This window comes from Aminobacter sp. HY435 (assembly GCF_027568395.1).
Taxonomy (GTDB): domain Bacteria; phylum Pseudomonadota; class Alphaproteobacteria; order Rhizobiales; family Rhizobiaceae; genus Aminobacter.
On record NZ_JANKZL010000012.1, the window covers coordinates 104,775 to 121,748 of the forward strand.

The 16,974-nt window shown below is 65.3% G+C and carries 13 protein-coding genes; 1 reads left to right on the forward strand and 12 read right to left on the reverse strand.

All coding sequences use genetic code 11. The features are described from left to right. Positions 1-4: 4 nt before the first annotated feature. From tssK to tssA, 10 genes are read right to left on the reverse strand one after another with little or no spacing between them, the layout of a single operon-like run. Positions 5-1,339: a type VI secretion system baseplate subunit TssK gene (tssK, locus tag PCJ21_RS18330; protein ID WP_269932866.1), complete on the reverse strand. Its 1,335-nt coding sequence runs from the start codon at positions 1,337-1,339 to the stop codon at positions 5-7. Positions 1,340-1,379: 40 nt separating this feature from the next. Continuing rightward, the gene (tssJ, locus tag PCJ21_RS18335) at positions 1,380-1,832 is read right to left on the reverse strand and encodes a type VI secretion system lipoprotein TssJ (protein WP_269932867.1); all 453 of its coding nucleotides are present in this window, start codon (positions 1,830-1,832) and stop codon (positions 1,380-1,382) included. 3 nt (positions 1,833-1,835) lie between these two features. After that, on the reverse strand, positions 1,836-3,275 hold the full coding sequence (gene tagH, locus PCJ21_RS18340) for a type VI secretion system-associated FHA domain protein TagH (RefSeq protein ID WP_269932868.1): 1,440 nt from the start codon (positions 3,273-3,275) through the stop codon (positions 1,836-1,838). After that, positions 3,272-4,330 (reverse strand): type VI secretion system baseplate subunit TssG, encoded by a 1,059-nt coding sequence (tssG, locus tag PCJ21_RS18345; RefSeq protein ID WP_269932869.1) that lies wholly within the window; start codon positions 4,328-4,330, stop codon positions 3,272-3,274. The genes tagH and tssG overlap by 4 nt, the downstream gene beginning before the upstream one ends. Further along, positions 4,294-6,168: a type VI secretion system baseplate subunit TssF gene (tssF, locus tag PCJ21_RS18350; RefSeq protein WP_269932870.1), complete on the reverse strand. Its 1,875-nt coding sequence runs from the start codon at positions 6,166-6,168 to the stop codon at positions 4,294-4,296. The genes tssG and tssF overlap by 37 nt, the downstream gene beginning before the upstream one ends. A 2-nt stretch (positions 6,169-6,170) precedes the next feature. Further along, a complete protein-coding gene (tssE, locus tag PCJ21_RS18355; RefSeq protein WP_442866042.1) occupies positions 6,171-6,920 on the reverse strand; it encodes a type VI secretion system baseplate subunit TssE in 750 nt (249 codons plus the stop codon). Further along, positions 6,907-7,371 carry an Hcp family type VI secretion system effector gene (locus PCJ21_RS18360; RefSeq protein ID WP_269932872.1) on the reverse strand — a complete coding sequence of 155 codons (465 nt, stop codon included), beginning with the start codon at positions 7,369-7,371 and terminating at the stop codon, positions 6,907-6,909. Before PCJ21_RS18360 ends, tssE begins: the two co-directional genes overlap by 14 nt. A gap of 27 nt (positions 7,372-7,398) precedes the next feature. Continuing rightward, positions 7,399-8,901: a type VI secretion system contractile sheath large subunit gene (gene tssC, locus PCJ21_RS18365; RefSeq protein WP_269932873.1), complete on the reverse strand. Its 1,503-nt coding sequence runs from the start codon at positions 8,899-8,901 to the stop codon at positions 7,399-7,401. A 3-nt stretch (positions 8,902-8,904) separates the two neighbouring features. Beyond that, the gene (tssB, locus tag PCJ21_RS18370) at positions 8,905-9,444 is read right to left on the reverse strand and encodes a type VI secretion system contractile sheath small subunit (protein ID WP_269932874.1); all 540 of its coding nucleotides are present in this window, start codon (positions 9,442-9,444) and stop codon (positions 8,905-8,907) included. Between the two features lie 6 nt (positions 9,445-9,450). After that, positions 9,451-10,602 carry a type VI secretion system protein TssA gene (gene tssA / locus PCJ21_RS18375; protein WP_269932875.1) on the reverse strand — a complete coding sequence of 384 codons (1,152 nt, stop codon included), beginning with the start codon at positions 10,600-10,602 and terminating at the stop codon, positions 9,451-9,453. A gap of 253 nt (positions 10,603-10,855) precedes the next feature. Between tssA and PCJ21_RS18380 the strand changes: the two genes are divergently transcribed. Further along, complete coding sequence (locus PCJ21_RS18380; RefSeq protein WP_269932975.1) at positions 10,856-13,735, forward strand: type VI secretion system ATPase TssH; 2,880 nt, start codon at positions 10,856-10,858, stop codon at positions 13,733-13,735. A gap of 14 nt (positions 13,736-13,749) precedes the next feature. Here PCJ21_RS18380 and PCJ21_RS18385 read toward each other — a convergent pair whose 3' ends face one another. Then, positions 13,750-14,016, reverse strand: a complete 267-nt coding sequence (locus PCJ21_RS18385; protein ID WP_269932876.1) for a hypothetical protein — start codon at positions 14,014-14,016, stop codon at positions 13,750-13,752. Between the two features lie 12 nt (positions 14,017-14,028). Next, complete coding sequence (locus PCJ21_RS18390; protein WP_269932877.1) at positions 14,029-16,740, reverse strand: caspase family protein; 2,712 nt, start codon at positions 16,738-16,740, stop codon at positions 14,029-14,031. Positions 16,741-16,974: the final 234 nt, after the last annotated feature.

The window sequence follows — 16,974 nt, forward strand, 5'->3', positions numbered from 1 at the left end:
CGCGTCACCTGTTCACCGAGTAGCAGTCGACCTGCGGCTCGCTCGGCAGCACACCGGATACGCCGATGACGAAACCCGGTGCGTCGAGCAGCGAGGCCCAGTGCTCGCTCTTCTGGTCGAGTTCGAGGCACAGCCGGTCGCCGTCATAGGGGATTTCGCGGGGCTGCGAATGCAGCGGCTTCAACGGGATGCCGGGCAGACGCGACTTCCACAGGCCTTCGAATTCGCTGGCGGCGCCAACGGTTGCCTGGTTGACGAAGATCTTGCGCAGGGCGTCTTCCGACAGCTCGGAGCCGACTCGGATCACGATGCGGCTCGAGACAAGCACCTTGGGGTTGTCGATGCGCACCTTCCAGACATTGGTCGAATGCCGCATCACCGGCAGGGCGCGTGACTTGGGCTCGACATAACGCAGGCTGAGGATGAGCGAGCGCAGCGTTTCCGCCAGCGCCAGATAGGCCGGTCCCGGGGCCATGTGGTCGTAGGCCGGCAACTCGGCCAGCCGCCGCGAACTTGACCCGAAAGTCGCCATGGAACCCGCAAGGCCGGCCAGTTCCATGTAGAGATCGGCCGGGTGAAAGATGTCCTGTGCCAGCATGTGAGCCAGGCGAGGACGCGCGGCATTGGCAAGATGCAGCATCATGAGGTCTTCGACGCTGCGCCCAGGCCCGCCCAGCACCATCTTGGCGTGAGCCTCGGCGATCTGGTCGAGGCCGGTGATAACTTCCAGCAGCAGTTGCGCGTACCAGGCGACCGCACCTGTCGCCAGCGTGGGCGGCAAGAAGGTTTCGTCCACTGCCACGCCGCCATCGGCCCTTAGCCCCTTGATCTCGGTGACGGGCAATGCCGTGTAGCCGCCGATGGCCTTGCCGGGGGCAAGCAGGATCGCCTGCGGACGGGCGATCTCGATTTCTTCCGGATCGGCGCCGCCCTGGACAGCGTCGCGTACCGTCACGATGCGGCCGCGATAGCGCGCGCCGCTGGGCTCGGCATGGGCCGGGTCGAAGCCTGCGCCGCCTGATGGTTCGAGTGGCAGCGCAACCAGGATCGACCCGGCGCCCATTTCTGTGGTGATCGCGATCGGCTTGGGCGGGTCCATCATGTCCGGGATCGCGAATGGCGTGCCATCTTGAAAGATGCCCCGTGCCGACGTGATGGCCACCTGTCCTGCCTCCAGCAGGGCAGGATCCAGCATCAGCGACCGGAAGCCGAACGTCTGGAGTTGTCCGGCCTGCAGGGCGCCGCGGACCGACGCCTCGAGGAAGCGGTCCTGCTGCTGGAAATGCTGTGTCCTCAGGAACAGTCCCTCGGACCAGAGCACTCTGTTTGCGTCGGTCATGCGCCACCCACTGCGTCAAATAGGTTTGCACGCGGCCCGGTCAGGCCGAAATGCCTCCACTGCCCAGTTTCACCGAGACGGTCATCGTCGATCCCGGCGAGACCGATTTCGTCGTCCGCCAGTTGCGTCCGCCCGGCTCGCGGATGAGCGCGACGAAGCCGAGTGCGGCCGCTTCCGGTTCCACCGTGATGGTCCTGGACGCGCCTTTTCCGGGCGCGACGGCTATCTGGTCGACGCCGATAAGGTCGCCGCCAAGCGCTGTCCCGGCATCGCCCTGCAGGGCGAAATAGTCGGCCGAGTTGAATTTTCCGGTGTCCTTGAGACGCATGACAAGTACCGTGACGGGACGGTCGGAGCCGTCGGGGCCGGGGTTCATGCCGGCCTGCCCGCTCATATTGACCGTTACCGTGGAGGGTTTCGGCGGTCCGCTCTGGCAGGCAGCAAGCAATCCTGTCGCACCGAGGGCAAGGATGAAGTCGCGCCGGTCGATCATGCGTCACTCCTCTTCGTAGGCGTTGCGGAAATCAGCGCCGATCTCGCCCATGAAACGCGTCTCAGCGCTCTGGGCGATCTCGCGGTGGCGTTTCTTGTAGATGTCCCAGAGCTTGGCGCTGCGGCCGCCAGCCAGCAGCGTCTCGAACGAGGAACTCGACTTGAGCTCGGCTTCGAGCGCAGCGGGATCGAACCGGTCGATCATGCGCCGCAGCGCGCCCTGCAAGCCGCGCCAGGCACGGATATGGTGATGGGCAAGGTCGCGAATGGCGTCCTTGATGGCTGGCTCGCCGGCCAGGAAGCCCGGGCTGCGCTCGGCCATGATCGTGCCCAGCACGTCATCGACGGTGGGCAGGAACTTGAGCGGATTGACCTCGGAGGAGCCGACCACGGTCTGCTCGATGCGGGCGTTGCCCTTTTCCTCGGCCCGTTTGCGCAACAGCTGCATCAGGCCGTCCATCATCAGCCGGTACTCGCGGCCGAATTTCTCCATCTCGGCAATCGGGTCGCGGCTCGATGCCGAGGCGTCGTCGAGGCCAACGCCGCGCAGGAAGGCGGCGCGCAGGGCCTCGTCCGACGGCGACGGGTTGCGGGGTGGTGCAACCGGCTTTGGTGGGGGTTGCCCTTGCGGTGGGGAAGACGGACTTTCGGCGTGGCGGACAGGCCGTTCCCATGGGCGCGGGCGCCTCTCGCTGGCCGGCTCCGGTTTGAAGGTCGGCGCGGGCGAAGGTGGAGATGGTGGTGCTCGCAGCGCCGGTTCGTCGTCGAAAGTGATGTGCTGGCGAGGCGGCTCTACGGGGGCTTGCCCGACAGGTTCGGGTGACCCCAGGCCGAATGGGTCGTTGAATGCTGCCGTTGCCATTGCCTCGGGCTCGGCGATGCTGGTCGGCGAAGGCGTTGCGACGGGGTCGAGGCTGAAGGGGTCGTCGAAAGCCGGGGAGCTTTGCCGTCCATCGCTGCGTTCGTAGGCCCGGAAGGCTCCCGTGTCGGGTTGCTCGAAGGGGCTTGGCAGGTCGGCAGGGCGCGGGCGCTGCGGCTCCTCCTCCGATTTCGTTGCGAAGAAATCGTCGCTGCCGATGCTGACAGGCGCGCGCGACGCCGATGGCAGTACTGACACCGACGCAGCACTTTCAGGCAACTCGACGCCGACCACATAGTCTCCCAGCCTGAGGCGCATGCCGTCGTGCAACTCGGCCGAGTTGCCCGCCCCGAGGGGACTGCCGGCACCGTCGATGAACAGGCCGCTGCTCGATGTGTCCGTGATGATATAGCCGCCCGGACGGGAGCTTATCCGGCAGTGGGCCCGCGAGACGAACATGTCGGGATCGTCGATCTGCCAGTCCGCTTCCGGACTGCGACCGATCACCAGTTCACCCGTATCCAGCCGGGCCTGGCGCACGGCTTGTGCGCGTGGTCCCTGCTCAAGCGTGAGAAGCAAGCTCATGCCCCGACTCCCGCCAGTTCGGGACGCCAACCGACAATTGTCCGAAGGCGCATGTCCTCAGCATCGTCCCTTTCCTCGGGAGGCGCAAGCCACGCCGTTCGGCCGAGCCGGGCGGAGCCGAGGCGCGCGGCGGGTACGTCCTGTCGTGCGAGCACAAGCCTGAGGTCGACGTCGAGACCTTCGCCGATAAGGTCGCGGATGGCGTGCTTCAACAAGGCGAGCTTCCGGCTGCCGGGCAGGAACGCCAGGTATGTCTCGATGTCGAGCGGCCCTATGCGCAACTCGATCCGGCCCTGGCGGCTGAAGGTCCTCGGTCCGATTGCGGCGCCGTTGCCGAGGCTCGCATAGGCTTGACCGAGGCGGGACTGCAGCGCTGCCGGTACAGCCAGCCACGCCGCCACGAACTCCTTGAGGCGGACCGGCACCTTGAAGGCCTCCGCGACGAACAGGGTCAGGCGCTCGGGTCCGTCTAGCTGGCTGGCCAACGCCGCGGCCTGGCGCAGCTTGACCGTGTCCATGCCCGGTTCGCCGGAACTCGTTGTTCCCGGAAGGCCGATGCCGGCCATGGCGCCGAGCATCGAAACCACGCGCCCGCCGGCAGATCGCTCGACCTGGACGCCGGGATGCGCGTCGGCCCAGGCCCGATAGAACAGTGCGATCAACCGGTGCTGCAGGATGTTTACGAAGTCGACGAAGGTGGTGTCGCGCGTCTCATGTGCGTCCGCGCCTGCGAACCACCGCTGCGACAGACGATCCAGCACCCAGCGGGTGATGTGCAGCGGCAGCGGTCCCTCAGGTCCCAGCAAGCCGATGTTGGCAACCGTCACGCGCGCCGGCGCGCTTTCGGACGCAGCATGGAAGGAGACGACGTCCTGCGTCGCGAAGCCGAGACGGATATGCTGGCCGAGCCTGGCGGGCTCCCGCTCCGGTCGCCCGGAATGGCCGAACAACAGCCTGTCCTGCCTCTCGAGCCGGCGCAGCAACTCGAAGAAGTCATAGGCCTCGGAGACCGGGGCCGCTAGATCAGGAAGCGATTGCCGGGCGTCATTGGCCATAGCACCTCCTCCTGTCTCTGAAGCAGGCGCGTGCGCGTGCGAACGAAGCCGTTGATCCCCGCGTGACGGGCAAAGAGACGAGACAGGAGCGCGCTCAGAAGCAGGCTGCTCTGGCCCGACAGGACCGACTGGTCGACGTGAAGAAGGACTTCGATGCCGCGGCCGAAACAAATCGGCCCCGGGATCGCAAGGCGCTCGACGACCGGGCGGGATTCTACCCTGACGACCGAGCGGACATGCCGTGCCAGCCCCGGATCGCCGCGATCGGCGTAGAGGTCGAGGAGCGCATGCAGAGGGTCCGATCCTCGGCCTTCCTGGGCAAGGCTGAGGAAATTCAGCGACAACTGGGCCACCAACCGCCAGGCGAGATCGTCGGCGCGGGACTCGCCATCGGTGCCGGCGGGAAGGGTCGCGGGGATGGAAGGCTGCGGTGTCCTGAGTACACCAAGAAGCCTGACCGCTTCGACCGGATCGCCGCTTTCAAGTGTCAGCGACGGGGTGTCGTCAAGAATGGACAGGTCGCGGTTCGTGCAAAGCGCGGTGATTTCGATGCGGCGAAGAGGCCGCGCCGTCTCGGAGTCGACTGGGCGCGAGACGGCGATGAAGACGTCGTCGCCGGAGTAGGAGGTGCGGGTGATGCCTTCGCGCCGCTCGTCCTCGGTGGCGCGGCGCGGGCGCCGCTCGGTCGAATAGACCCAGCCATTGCCACGGTTCTGGCCGAGGCTGAAGAGGGCCGGTATTTCGGCGTCGGGACCGTCGGCCTCGGCGTCCTCGACCCGTGTCACGCGAAAGATCTCGAAGTCGCGCGGACGGGTGCGGTCGGCGTGGAGCACCTGGCGGGTTCGCCTGTTGTCCAGTTCGATGACGTTGCATTCGCGTTCGAACAGGTTGACCAGTGGTGTGGCGAACAGCTCGATATCGGCAGGAGACAGGTCGGCGAGTTCCGAAACCGGGCGGCGCAGCAGGAAGATGATTTCGAGGCCTGCCTCGCAGCTCTTCACGACCGGCGCAAGGCCGCGCACGCGAGCATAGTGGAAGCGCTCCGGCATGATGAAGTATTCGCGCAGCAGCCTGTAGCCCTCGAAGGTCGGGCGGGTGCGCGGCAGCAGGGCTTCGGCGTCGGCTATGCCGGCCATCTCTGGCTGTGGCAGGGGCGAGAGTTTTCCGGTCTTGCTCTCCGGACGAGCGGCAATACCCGAGCAGACGCCGAAGATGGTGTCGAAGAGCACGGGCGCCTTGGTGCGCCCGGCAAGATGCAGATCGAGCCCGTCCAGGGACAGTTCGGACAGCTTTCCCTTGCCGGTGCGCTTGAGCGTAATCCTGAATGCCGCCTCGCCTGCCATGCCGGTGACGGGCGCGATGCCGGCCGTGGCCAACGCGCTCCGATCCTGGAAATAGCCGACGGAGGAGATTTCGATCGGCCAAAGGGTTACGTCCTGGACGGTCGTGAAGGTGAGGCGCGTGGACAGGCCGGGTTGCAGGCTGGACACCAGCCGCGTACCCCTGGCAACGACGTGGCCCGTATTCATGGTCTGCACCTGCTGGCCGGGTTTCAGCACGGCCATGGTGGTTGCTGGCGCTGGCGTCAGCAGGTCTGGGTAAAGGACTTCGAGGATGCTGCGCGCGAAGCGCGAGCGCTCGGCGTCAACCTTCAGCCGCGTGCGCGCGGCGAGATAAGCGACGCCGTCGAGCAGGCGTTCAACATAGGGATCGGGGCAGGGAACGGTATCGAGCGACAGGTTGCGGGCAACCGCCGGGTGCATGTCGGCGAATTCGGCCGCAAGGCTGCGTATGTGGGTCAGTTCCTCCTCGTAATATTCCAGGAAGACCCTATCCATGCTCAGCCGTCCTTGAGGTCCGTGCGGGCGACGCCGTTGTCGAGATTTATCGTCGTGCGCAGCCGTAGCCGTTCGGGTGTCGGCGTCATGATCAGCACGCCGTCGATCTCGATCTTCAGGCCGGTCTTGTCGCCGAGATTGACCGTCACCTTGGTGGCGCTCTCCTTCAGGCGGGGCTCGAAAGTGGCAAGCACGGCGCGGATTTCGCGGGCCAACACGTCGCGGTCGAAGTCGCGGGATGAGCGGCCAGAAAATGAAGGTACGCCATAGTTGACGACGCTGCGCCGGACCTCGGGGAAGTCATCGAGGGCCGGCGGGCCCGTGGAGACATGGTCGAGTTCGAGGTCGGAGAGCAGGGGCGAGGACTCGAAGCGCTCGGTGTTGAACAGCGCCTCGATGTCGCGCCGCACGGCCTCGCGCAGGACGCGTGCAGACACCACCACGCCGCGACTCTCGAGTTCGGCGCGGCGGAGGTTCTGTTCGACGAGGCGATTGAGCCTGCTCTTCTGCTCTGAGTTCAGATCCGGGTCGGAATCGATCACGCGCCGGCCACCGCTGACGAGCGCGTCCAGACGCTCCGTCCCCAGCTCATCCTGAAATGCCCGTTGCAGCTCGCCTATCTCGGAGGCGAGCCCAGGTATGTCATTGACCAAGCGGTCCCAGAGCGACGGCTGGACCGCCTCGCGCTTGGCTCGCGGGCTGCCGCCCGTGGCCGCGGCATTGCGTCGTGCATGAGGTTCACTTGCCGATATGGACATCCATCTCGACCTCATGCTTGTCGTCGTAATTGAACTTGATGGTCTTGTAGGCGAACGCCACCCTGTCCTCGATGACGTCAGGTTCGTCCTCGCTCGGATGCATGTGATAGGTCACCACCGAGGCATCGCTCAGCGTCACCACCAGATAGTCGCTGGTCTCGCCTTCGATCGTGCGCCGGCAGGAAAACACCACCTCGTCCATCAGCGTGTTTTCGAACAACGCCTTCTGCAGGTAGGGCGAGGCCATGTCGTAGTGCTTGGTGAACTCGATCATGCCGAGTGCGACGCGGCCGCGCCGCGACAGCGAGTTCGGATCGTGCGGTGCAACCATGGTGTAGTCGACGCCATGGACCTCGATCTCTTCCTCATGCCCGTCGCGCACGCTCGGGCCGGGAATGTCGGGAACCTTCAGGAAACCGTCGATCTTGGTTCTGGTATCAGGCATTTCGCTCTCCGTGGCTCAAGGACAAAATCAGGATTTGACCGAAGGCAGCTCCGACACGAGCCGAAGCGAGGCGTTTATTCCTTCCAGTTGGTAATGCGGCCGCAGGTAGAAGCGGGCGTTGTAGTAGCCGGGGCGGCCCTCGACGCTATCCACCTGGACTTCGGCAGCTGCGAGAGGACGCTTGGCGCGCGCCTTGTCGTCGGCGAAGGCGGGGTTGGCCAGCACGTAGCGGTTGATCCACTCGGTCAGCCAGACCTGCATGTCGGACCGCTCCTTGAACGAGCCGATCTTGTCGCGGGCGATCGCCTTGAGGTAGTGCGCGAAGCGCGAGACCGGGAACAAATAGGGCAGGTTGGCGCTCAGCCGTTCGTTGGACTGGGCGTCGGGATCGACCAGCCGTCCCGCCCGTGTTTCGTCGTCCTGCAAAGAATGGGCACCGATGAAGGCGGCGACGTCGGTGTTCTTGCGGTGCAGGATCGGCATCAGCCCGAGCTTGGCAAGTTCCGCCTCGCGCCGGTCGTCGATGGCGACTTCTGTCGGGCATTTCATCGAGACGGTGCCGTCGTCGGTCGGGAAGTTGTGAACAGGCAGGTTGATCACCGAACCGCCGTTCTCGACACCACGGATCTGCGTGCCCCAGCCGAACAGCTTGTGGCTGCGGTTGATGTTGACGCCCATCGGGAAGGCGGCGTTCATCCAGACATATTTGTGATGGTCGCCCTGCACTTCCTCTTCAAAGGCAAAGCCCTTCACCGGGACCGTCTCCGCGCCATAGGGCAGGCGTGCCAGCACGCGCGGCATGGCGAGGCCGATGTAGCGCGCGTCCTCGCTTTCGCGCAGCGACTGCCACGACGCGTAGGCCGGGTTCGACACGATCTGCTGCAGGTCCTGCGGATTGGGCAACTCCTGCCAGCTGTCCATGCGGAACAGCCGTGGCGAGGCGGCGGCGATGAACGGCGTGTGCGCCGAGGCGCAGATGCCGGAGATGTTGCGCAGGAGGCTGACGTCACGCGGATGGTTGGAGAACTCGTAGGCGCCGATGAGGCAGCCGAAGGGTTCACCGCCGAACATTGAATACTCGTCCGTATAGACCTTCTTGAAGATGGGGCTCTGGTCCCACATCTGGCCCTCGAAATCCTCGAGCGTGTCGGCCAGTTGCTCCTTGGAGATGTTCATCACCCGGATCTTCAGTTTCTGGTCGGTCTCGGTGTTGTTGACGAGATACCAGAGGCCGCGCCAGGTGCCCTCCATCTCGCGCACCTCGGGCGCATGCAGGATTTCGTTCACCTGGCTCGTCAGCACCTTGTCGATGCCGGCGATGAGAGACTTGATCGACTTGATCGCGTTGGACGAGATCGTCGTCGTGTCGGAACGAGACTTGGCGGCGAGCGCAAGGTTGCGGACCAACTGCTGCAGCTTCTCGCTGTCGTCCTTCTTGACCTTGAAGTCCTTTTCGAGGAGTTCGCCAAACTCGCCAAGATCGATGGCTTCGGCCTCGGCTACCGTGGTGCTCTTTTGTTGCTCGGCCATGGCTCAGCCCTCCGCCTTGTCGTCACCGGACAGGGCCTGGCCGGCGATCTGCCCGAGCAGCGGCTCGTTGTTCAGTAGCTGGGCGATGCGCTTTTCGGCATCCACCCGGCCGTCCATGAAGCCGAGGAGCTCGACGAGCTGGCGCCGCATCCTGAGGATCTCGGCCAACTGCGGCACCTGCTCGGCGACCTTGTCGGGCGCGAAATCGCCCATGCTGGCGAAGGTAAGGTCGACGGCGAGTTCTTCCTCACCCTCCTGTCCTTCGGCTCTTGGCAACGTGCTCTTGATCCGCGCCTTCACCCGCGGCCCGAGTGCTTCCATGAATTTCGGGAACCGGTTCGCGTCGGTGTCGACGAAGCTGCGGTCTTGAACCGACTTCATGGCTTCCCTGGTCTGCGACGCGCCCGAGAGATCGGCCATCACGCCCATGACGAAAGGCAGCTCGATGGTGGTCGGACTGCCGTAGGTCTCCACATCATAGGCGATCTGCACGCGCGGTGCCCGATTGCGCTCGATGACCTTAGCTTTGCTTTCAGCTGGCATGCCTGCTTACCTTTCATCCTTCTGGGGCGTCTTCTTCGTTTCGGGAACCCCGGCCAGAAGCCGGAACTCCTTCAACCCGGAGGGGGCGAGGTCTTCCATCAGCTCGACGAAATCCATCGGCACCATGCGGCGGACGCGGCGCGCGAGATGGGGGATCGGGCTGGAGGGTTCGGTGCGGTCGTAGAAGGCGATGACGAGGTCGAGGCACTTGACCACGTCGTCGCGCGAATTGATCCGGTCGGGCAGTGTGGCCGCCGCCTGGGGCGCGGGCGCATGGGTGCGGTCATGGCCATTGACGGCCGGGGCCGGCACAACCGGCGAGGCAGCCGCCGGTTCTGCGGCCGGCGCGGTTCGGGTGCCTCGCTGCATGGTGCTCAGCATCCGTTCGAGGAACCGCGAAAGGACGGGCACTGCCGGTCCTGATGTTTCGATCCGCGCATTGAAAGTCTTGTCCAGGGTATCGAGTGCCGCGATTGCGCCGCGCAGGTCCGTCGTCAGCGCCGCCACCACATCGGGCTGCTGGTCGATCTGCGCCGCAAGGCCGCCGCGCAACCGGGCGAGCAATTGCTCGTGGGCGACGGACAAGGCCGAGCGCTCGGAATTGCTCAATCCCTGCGCTGCCTCCTGCAGCATCAGGCGGTCGTCGAGCGCCCCCTGCTCCAGGTCCCGCCCACTTATCGGCGCGAAGCCGCGCGGGGTGAGAAACTTCATCCGGCGCAGGTTGCCCAAGAGACCGGTATTGGCGTTCTGCAGGTCGAGCAGCGTGTTGATGCGCCGCAGCGCCATGTCGCGCGGCGTCGACGCCGGGCGCAGGGCGGGGTGCATCGTTTCCCAATGCTGGTCAAAGGTCTGCGCCATCAGCGTCAACCCTTCGGTAAGGCCTGCCAGCCCCTGTTCGTTGGTCAGCGCGCGCGTGACGATGATGAGCAGGCGCAAATCGCGGCCTGCCGGTCGCAGCTCCTCGGCCTTGCGCAACACGGCCTGCCAGTCCACCGCGACGGCGACTTCGCTCGTAGGTTTGTTGTTGTCGTCGTGGATGACTTCGTCGGGCGGGTCGATCAGCCGTTCCAGCTCGTGGAAGCGGGGATCGTTGCGCAAATCCTCTCCCGACGGGTTCGCACCGTCCAGCGGGCCAAGCCAGAGAGAAAGGTCAACCACGCATCCCCCCACGCCAGTACTCGAAGGTTGGAAGTCGTCGGTATTTCCACTCGCTCTAGGTTTAGCACACTTCCCACCATGCTCAAAGTTGCGCGCGTCTAGCCTTAAGTGTTGATGACTGCGTTCGCGACAATTGTCCGGGTTCTACCCGCCGGTCCCCAGGAGCCGGCAACGCTTTGTAAAATTGCCTGACGTGTGGCACCTTATGAGCAGGCAGTCCGGCCATTGGAGCAGTCCCATGGAAGCAAGGGGCATGCAGCAGCGCAGGGCATCGCAGGGCTTCAAGCGCAAGGAACTCGTCGGCAAGCTGAACCCGACCTGCCTGCGCGCCTTCAAGGCTGCGGCGGATACGGCCAAGCTGCGCGGCAATCCCTATGTCGAACTGGTTCACTTCATCGAGCAGCTCGTGCTGTCGGATCGCTCCGACGTGCAGATGATCCTGCGCGATGCCGGCGTCGATGCCGCGCGCATCGCCGCCGACATGACCAGGGCGGTCGACAAGCTGCCCTATGGGGCGACCTCCATCGAGGAGTTTTCCGACCACATCTTCCACGCCATCCAGGAGGCGTGGAGCCTGGCGACGCTGGAATTCGGCACCGAGGAGGTGCGCAGCGCGCACGTCATCCTCGCCTGCCTGAAGACGCCAGTGCTCGAGGGGCTGGTGTCGAAGATCAGTTCCGAGTTCGACAAGATCGACGCCGACACGGTGATCGGCCGTTTCGGCGAGGTGATGGAAGGATCGATCGAGACGTCCGAGCCGGCGGCGGCAGCTGAGGTCACGGATACGTCGCGCCGCGCCGGAGCGGGCGGAGACTCGGCGCTGGCGAAATATGCCACCGACCTGACCCAGCGCGCGCGCGACGGCAAGATCGACGCCGTAGTCGGCCGCGATCCGGAAATCCGCCAGATCGTCGACATCCTGATGCGAAGGCGGCAGAACAACCCGATCCTCACCGGCGAGGCCGGCGTTGGCAAGACGGCGGTGGTCGAGGGCTTTGCGTTGCGCATCGCCGAGGACGACGTGCCGCCGATGCTGAAGGGCGTCAGCGTGCGCATGCTCGATGTCGGGTTGATGCAGGCGGGGGCGAGCGTCAAGGGCGAGTTCGAGAAGCGGCTGAAGGCGGTGATCGACGAGGTGCAGTCCTCCGAGGTGCCGATCATCCTGTTCATCGACGAGGCGCATACGCTGATCGGCGCGGGCGGTGCGGCCGGCACGGGCGACGCCGCCAACCTGCTCAAGCCGGCGCTGGCGCGCGGCGAGCTGCGCACCATCGCCGCCACCACCTGGGCGGAATACAAGCAGCACATCGAGAAGGATCCTGCGCTGACCCGCCGTTTCCAGGTGGTCAAGATCGACGAGCCGGACGAGGCAGCAGCCATACTGATGCTGCGCGGCGTGGCCGGCGTTCTGGAGAAGCACCACCAGGTGCAGATCCTCGACGAGGCCATCGAGACGGCGGTGAAGCTGTCGCACCGCTACATCCCCGCGCGCCAGCTGCCCGACAAGGCAGTCAGCCTGCTCGACACGGCCTGCGCGCGGGTCGCTGTCTCGCAGCATGCGCGTCCGGGAGCGGTGGAAGACCTGATGCGGCGCAAGCAGGCGCTGGAGGTCGAACAGGGCATCATCGGCCGCGAGGCGGCCATCGGCATCGATGTCGATGAACGGAAGGCGAGGGTGGAGGCAGGACTGGCCGAGACCGAGACGGCACTGACGGAGGCGCAGGCGCGCTGGGACTCGGAAAAGGCATTGGCCGCCGAAATCCTGGAACTTCGCGCCAGGTTGCGCGGGCAGGGGGTGGCGCTTGATCCGGTGGATGCAAGCGCCTCGGAAAGTACCCCCAGCCCTAACCCCTCCCCACAAGGGGGAGAGGAAGCGGGGCCGGCGGCGTCCGGTGTCGGCGTTGCAGACCAGCCCGAAGGCGATGGCCAGATGGTTCTCGAAGCCGCCGCGTCGGACACGACGGCCGCTGACGACCGTGCCGGGCAGGCGCAGGAATCCCGGGGTGCGGGTGACGTTCCTGAAGGCGCTTCTGCTTCATCCGACGCTGCCGCCGACCTTGCCCGCCTGAAGGAACTCTCGTCCCAGCTTGCTGAGGCGCAGGGAGAGGCGCCGCTGGTCCTTTTGTCGGTCGACCGCAACGCCGTTGCGGCTGTCGTTCAGGACTGGACCGGCATTCCCACAGGCCGCATGCTGTCGAGCCAAACCGAGAAGGCGCTTCGCCTAGCGCAGACGCTGGCCGAGCGCGTCGTTGGCCAGGACCACGCCATGGAGATGATTGCCAAGCGCGTGCAGACCAGCCGCGCCGGGCTGGGCGCGCCGGAAAAACCGGTCGGCGTGTTCCTGCTCTGCGGCCCCTCGGGCGTCGGCAAGACCGAGACGGCGCTGGCGCTGGCCGAGATGCTCTATGGCGGCGAGCAGAACCTGATCTCGATCAACATGTCGGAGTTCCAGGAGGCGCACACGGTCTCCACGCTCAAGGGCGCGCCCCCCGGCTATGTCGGCTACGGCAAGGGCGGCATCCTGACCGAGGCCGTCAGGCGCCGGCCCTATTCGGTGATCCTGCTCGACGAGGTCGAGAAGGCGCATCCCGACGTGCACGAGATATTCTTCCAGGTGTTCGACAAAGGCATGATGGACGACAGCGAAGGGCGGCGCATCGACTTCAAGAATTCACTGATCCTGCTCACCTCCAATGTCGGCTCCGAGATGATCATGCAGAAGACCAGGAACGGCGAGCTGCGCGAGAAGGTCGAGGATCTCGACACCGCACTCCGGGCGCCGCTGCTCAAGGTCTTCCCCGCCGCGTTTCTGGGGCGGGTGGTGACGATCCCCTATTATCCGCTGTCGGGCGACATGATCGAGGCGATCACCCGCCATCAATTCGCAAAGATCGCGCGCCGGCTCGCCGCCAGCCATGGCGCGGAACTGGTGATCGGCGACGGCGTGATGGAACTGATCAAGGCGCGCTGCACCGAGATCGAATCCGGCGGCCGCATGATCGACGCGATCCTGACCAACACCTTGCTGCCGGAACTGAGCCGTGGCGTGCTCAACCGCGCGCTCGACGGTCAGAAGCTGACGCGCGTCACGGTCGGCGCGTCAGGCGAGGGGTTCACCTACGAATTTGGGTGAGGGTGAGGTCGGACCTACCAACCGCCGGGATCGCCCCCGCCGCCACCACTTCCTCCACCGCCACCGCCGCCGCTGTCGTCGCCGCTCGGCGTGTGGACAACGGGCTTGGCGGCCACTGGAGCAACGACCTTCTTGCGTGGAGCGGCCGGGGTCTTTTTTGCCGGCGCCTTCTTGACCTGAACGGGCTGGACGACCTGCTCTTCCACCTTCTGCAGCGAGCCGCACCCTGCGAGCGGCAGAAGGACGCTGACCAGCAGTAGCCTGAGAGTATGCGAACGCATTGACGTCTCCCCTTATGAGCCCAGCATGTCCAGTCGAGGTCGAGAATCGATCCATTCCTTGTGCAGCAGGCCGATGAGCAACTCGCGCGGTTCGCGCGGCGCGTCCGTGCCGAGGACGGCATTGGCGGCATCGCGCGTCCGGCTGCCCAGCTTGCCGTCGACCTCACCAACGTCTTGGCCCGCCCGCTGGAGTGCCAGTTGCACTTCCTTGCCGACGCTAACCGCGTCGATCTTAGCGAGGGCCGCCTTGGCTTTCGGTGACACTTCCCTAGTGTCCTGCGAAGCGGACAATGCCAGAAGTCGCACGACCTCCCCGTCGTCAGCTTGCAGGGATGGATTGTCCTGAAGCAGTTCCGCGGCGAAGTAGGCGCCCCAGGCATCACCGCGTTCGGCACTTTCGCGATACCAACTCAGCAGTGTGTCAGTGTTTGCGTTGCCGGTCTGGACGGCCATGAACCCGAGTAGCCGACCTGCATAAGGGTGGCCCTTGCCTCTTGCCTTTTCGAACAACTCGGTAGCTCGGGCCAGATCCTTGTCTACGCCCGCGCCGTCTCGATACAGAACGCCAAGATTCACCATCCCATAGACGTCTTGCCGATTTGCGGACTCCTGGAAGAACTTGAGCGCCCGGCCGAAGTCCTTCTTCACATGGCGTCCCAGATAGTACTCGGTGCCCAGCAGGTTCATTGCATAAGTGTGCCCAGATTCGGCGGCGCGTTCTGCGAGCCCCATCCCACGCCCTACGTCTGCATCGGCCCCTGTTCCATTCACCAACGCCTTGCCGAGCGCATATTGCGAATAGGGATCGCCGCGCTTGGCGCCGGCTTCGAACAGCGGGATCGCCTTGGCCGGGTCGCGCTTCACCGCGGCGCCGAACTGGTAGAGCCGCCCCAGCAGATAGCTTGCCCGCACATGGCCGGCGTCGCTGGCTTCGTTGAGTTCTTGCAGCGCGGCGTCGAACTCGCCGTCGGCATAGAGCGCGCGGGCATACTGGTATTTGAAACGGGCGACATCAGGGTGCTGGTCGACGGCGGCCTTGCAGGCGGTGAGCGCCTTCGGCACGTCGATGTCGTTGGGCAGCTTGCCGTCGGCGACCGCCTGCACGTCGAGCGGCTCGGCGGCGAGCGTATCGCACTCGTTGACCGAGACGGCGACGTTGATGGTGATCGGCGCGGGTGTCCTGGTCTTGACCGCCGGCACCAGCACGACGGTGCGCACGGGTGCGACCGGCTCGGCCTTGGGTGCAGGCGCCGGGGTGGTTGTCGCGGTCGCGCCGGTCGAGGTCGCCGATTGCTGCGGCTTGAGCGCTTCGGCGATCGGCTTCAGTTCCGGCATGCCGCTGTCGGCAACGACTTTCAGCGAAGGCCGGATGCGCAGTTTGCCGATGTCCTCGGCCTTGATGAGGTCGCCTTCCGAGACCACCTGGTCGCCGACCGCGACCTGGGTCTGCGGGTCGCGGCTCTCGAGCTTCAGCCAGCCCTTGGGCGCGCTGGTCGAGCGGACGATCTCCTGCGGCATCGGCGAGAAACCGGTGCCGACGTCGGACGCCATGGCAACCAGGATCGGCTTCGGCGCCTGTTCGTCGACCTCGCCTTGCGCGATGGTCAACGAGGGCTTCACCGTCTTCGGGGCGGGGGCGCTGGCGTCGATGACGACCTTGACGATGCCGCTCGCGGTGCGGCCGCCCTCGGTCGTCACGGCGTAGCGAATCTCCTCGTCCTTCATGTCGCCTGTCGGCTTCATCATCACCGCCGACACCTCGTCAGCGGCAATCTTGCTGTCGAGGTTGATCTGCCTGTCGCCGAGCCACAGGGTGCCGGCATCGGGCAGCTTGGTGAAGCTGACGCTGAGCGGCGTGTCGCCGCTGGTGATCGGCGGCGAGATGCGCAGGGCAACCGCCTCCATCCTCGGCGGCACGCGCACCTCGCGCATGTCCTCGATGATCAGCAGGTTCTGGCGCGTGACGAAGAAGAAGGACGAGGTCAGGCTGGAAGCGTCCCATGGCGTCTGGCGGCCGTCGGTGCGCTTGATCACTTCTGCGCGGATGTCGCCGAGCAGCTTGCGGATCTCGACATTCGGCTTCAGCGCGTAGTCGGTGAAGGCGCCGGTGAACGGGCTCATGCCGTTGTTGCCGTCGAGCGCCACCTGGTCGGGGGCGGTCGAGTAGACGATCAGCGTGCCATCCTGCGGCGTGACCGAGGCGAGCCCTTTCTTGCCTTCGACCGCGAGCTTCTTCTGGCCGACGAAATAGGCATTGTTGGCGAAGGGATTATCGCGGCAGGCATCAAGGATGGCGATCTGCAGGGACGACGTCTCGCGCATGTATTCGAGCAGGCTCGACATGCTGTAGGCCTCGACCTCAAGGTCGTAGGACGAGGCCATGCTGGCGTCGACCGGCAGCATGTAGTTGTTGCCGCCGACCTGCACTGCGTGCCCGCTGTAGTAGAACAGCGCCACATCGCCGTCGTTGAGCGTGCGCAGGAAGCCGAGGACGGTTTCCTCCAGGCCCTTCTTGTCGAGGTCGCGGCCGAGCGTGACCTCGAAATTGGCGCGCTCAAGCACCTCGCGGACGCGGTCGGCGTCATTGACGGCGTTCGGCAGGGTTGCGAGATGCTCGTAGGTGGAGTTGCCAATAACCAGTGCGGCGCGGCGTCCGGTGACGCGCTCGGCGGCAAATGAGGCGGTGAGGAGAAGAAGCAACGCCAGGCCGCAAACCGCCAGCATGTTCGCCGTCCGAAACACGCGATACATACTATGGGGCAGGCAACGCTCGCACACCACTTGGCTGCTCCCCTTGCGAGATCGCAGACTTTACACGGCTATGCACGGCTTGCATTCTTACGTAACGTCAGCATCCTACTTGCCAATCCGGCTGTCAACGGCGAAGCTCGTTCCGACGGTGATCTAGCCCCGAAGGCCTAGCTGCCGCTTCGGGGTCTGGAGCCGCTGGCGAGGCGT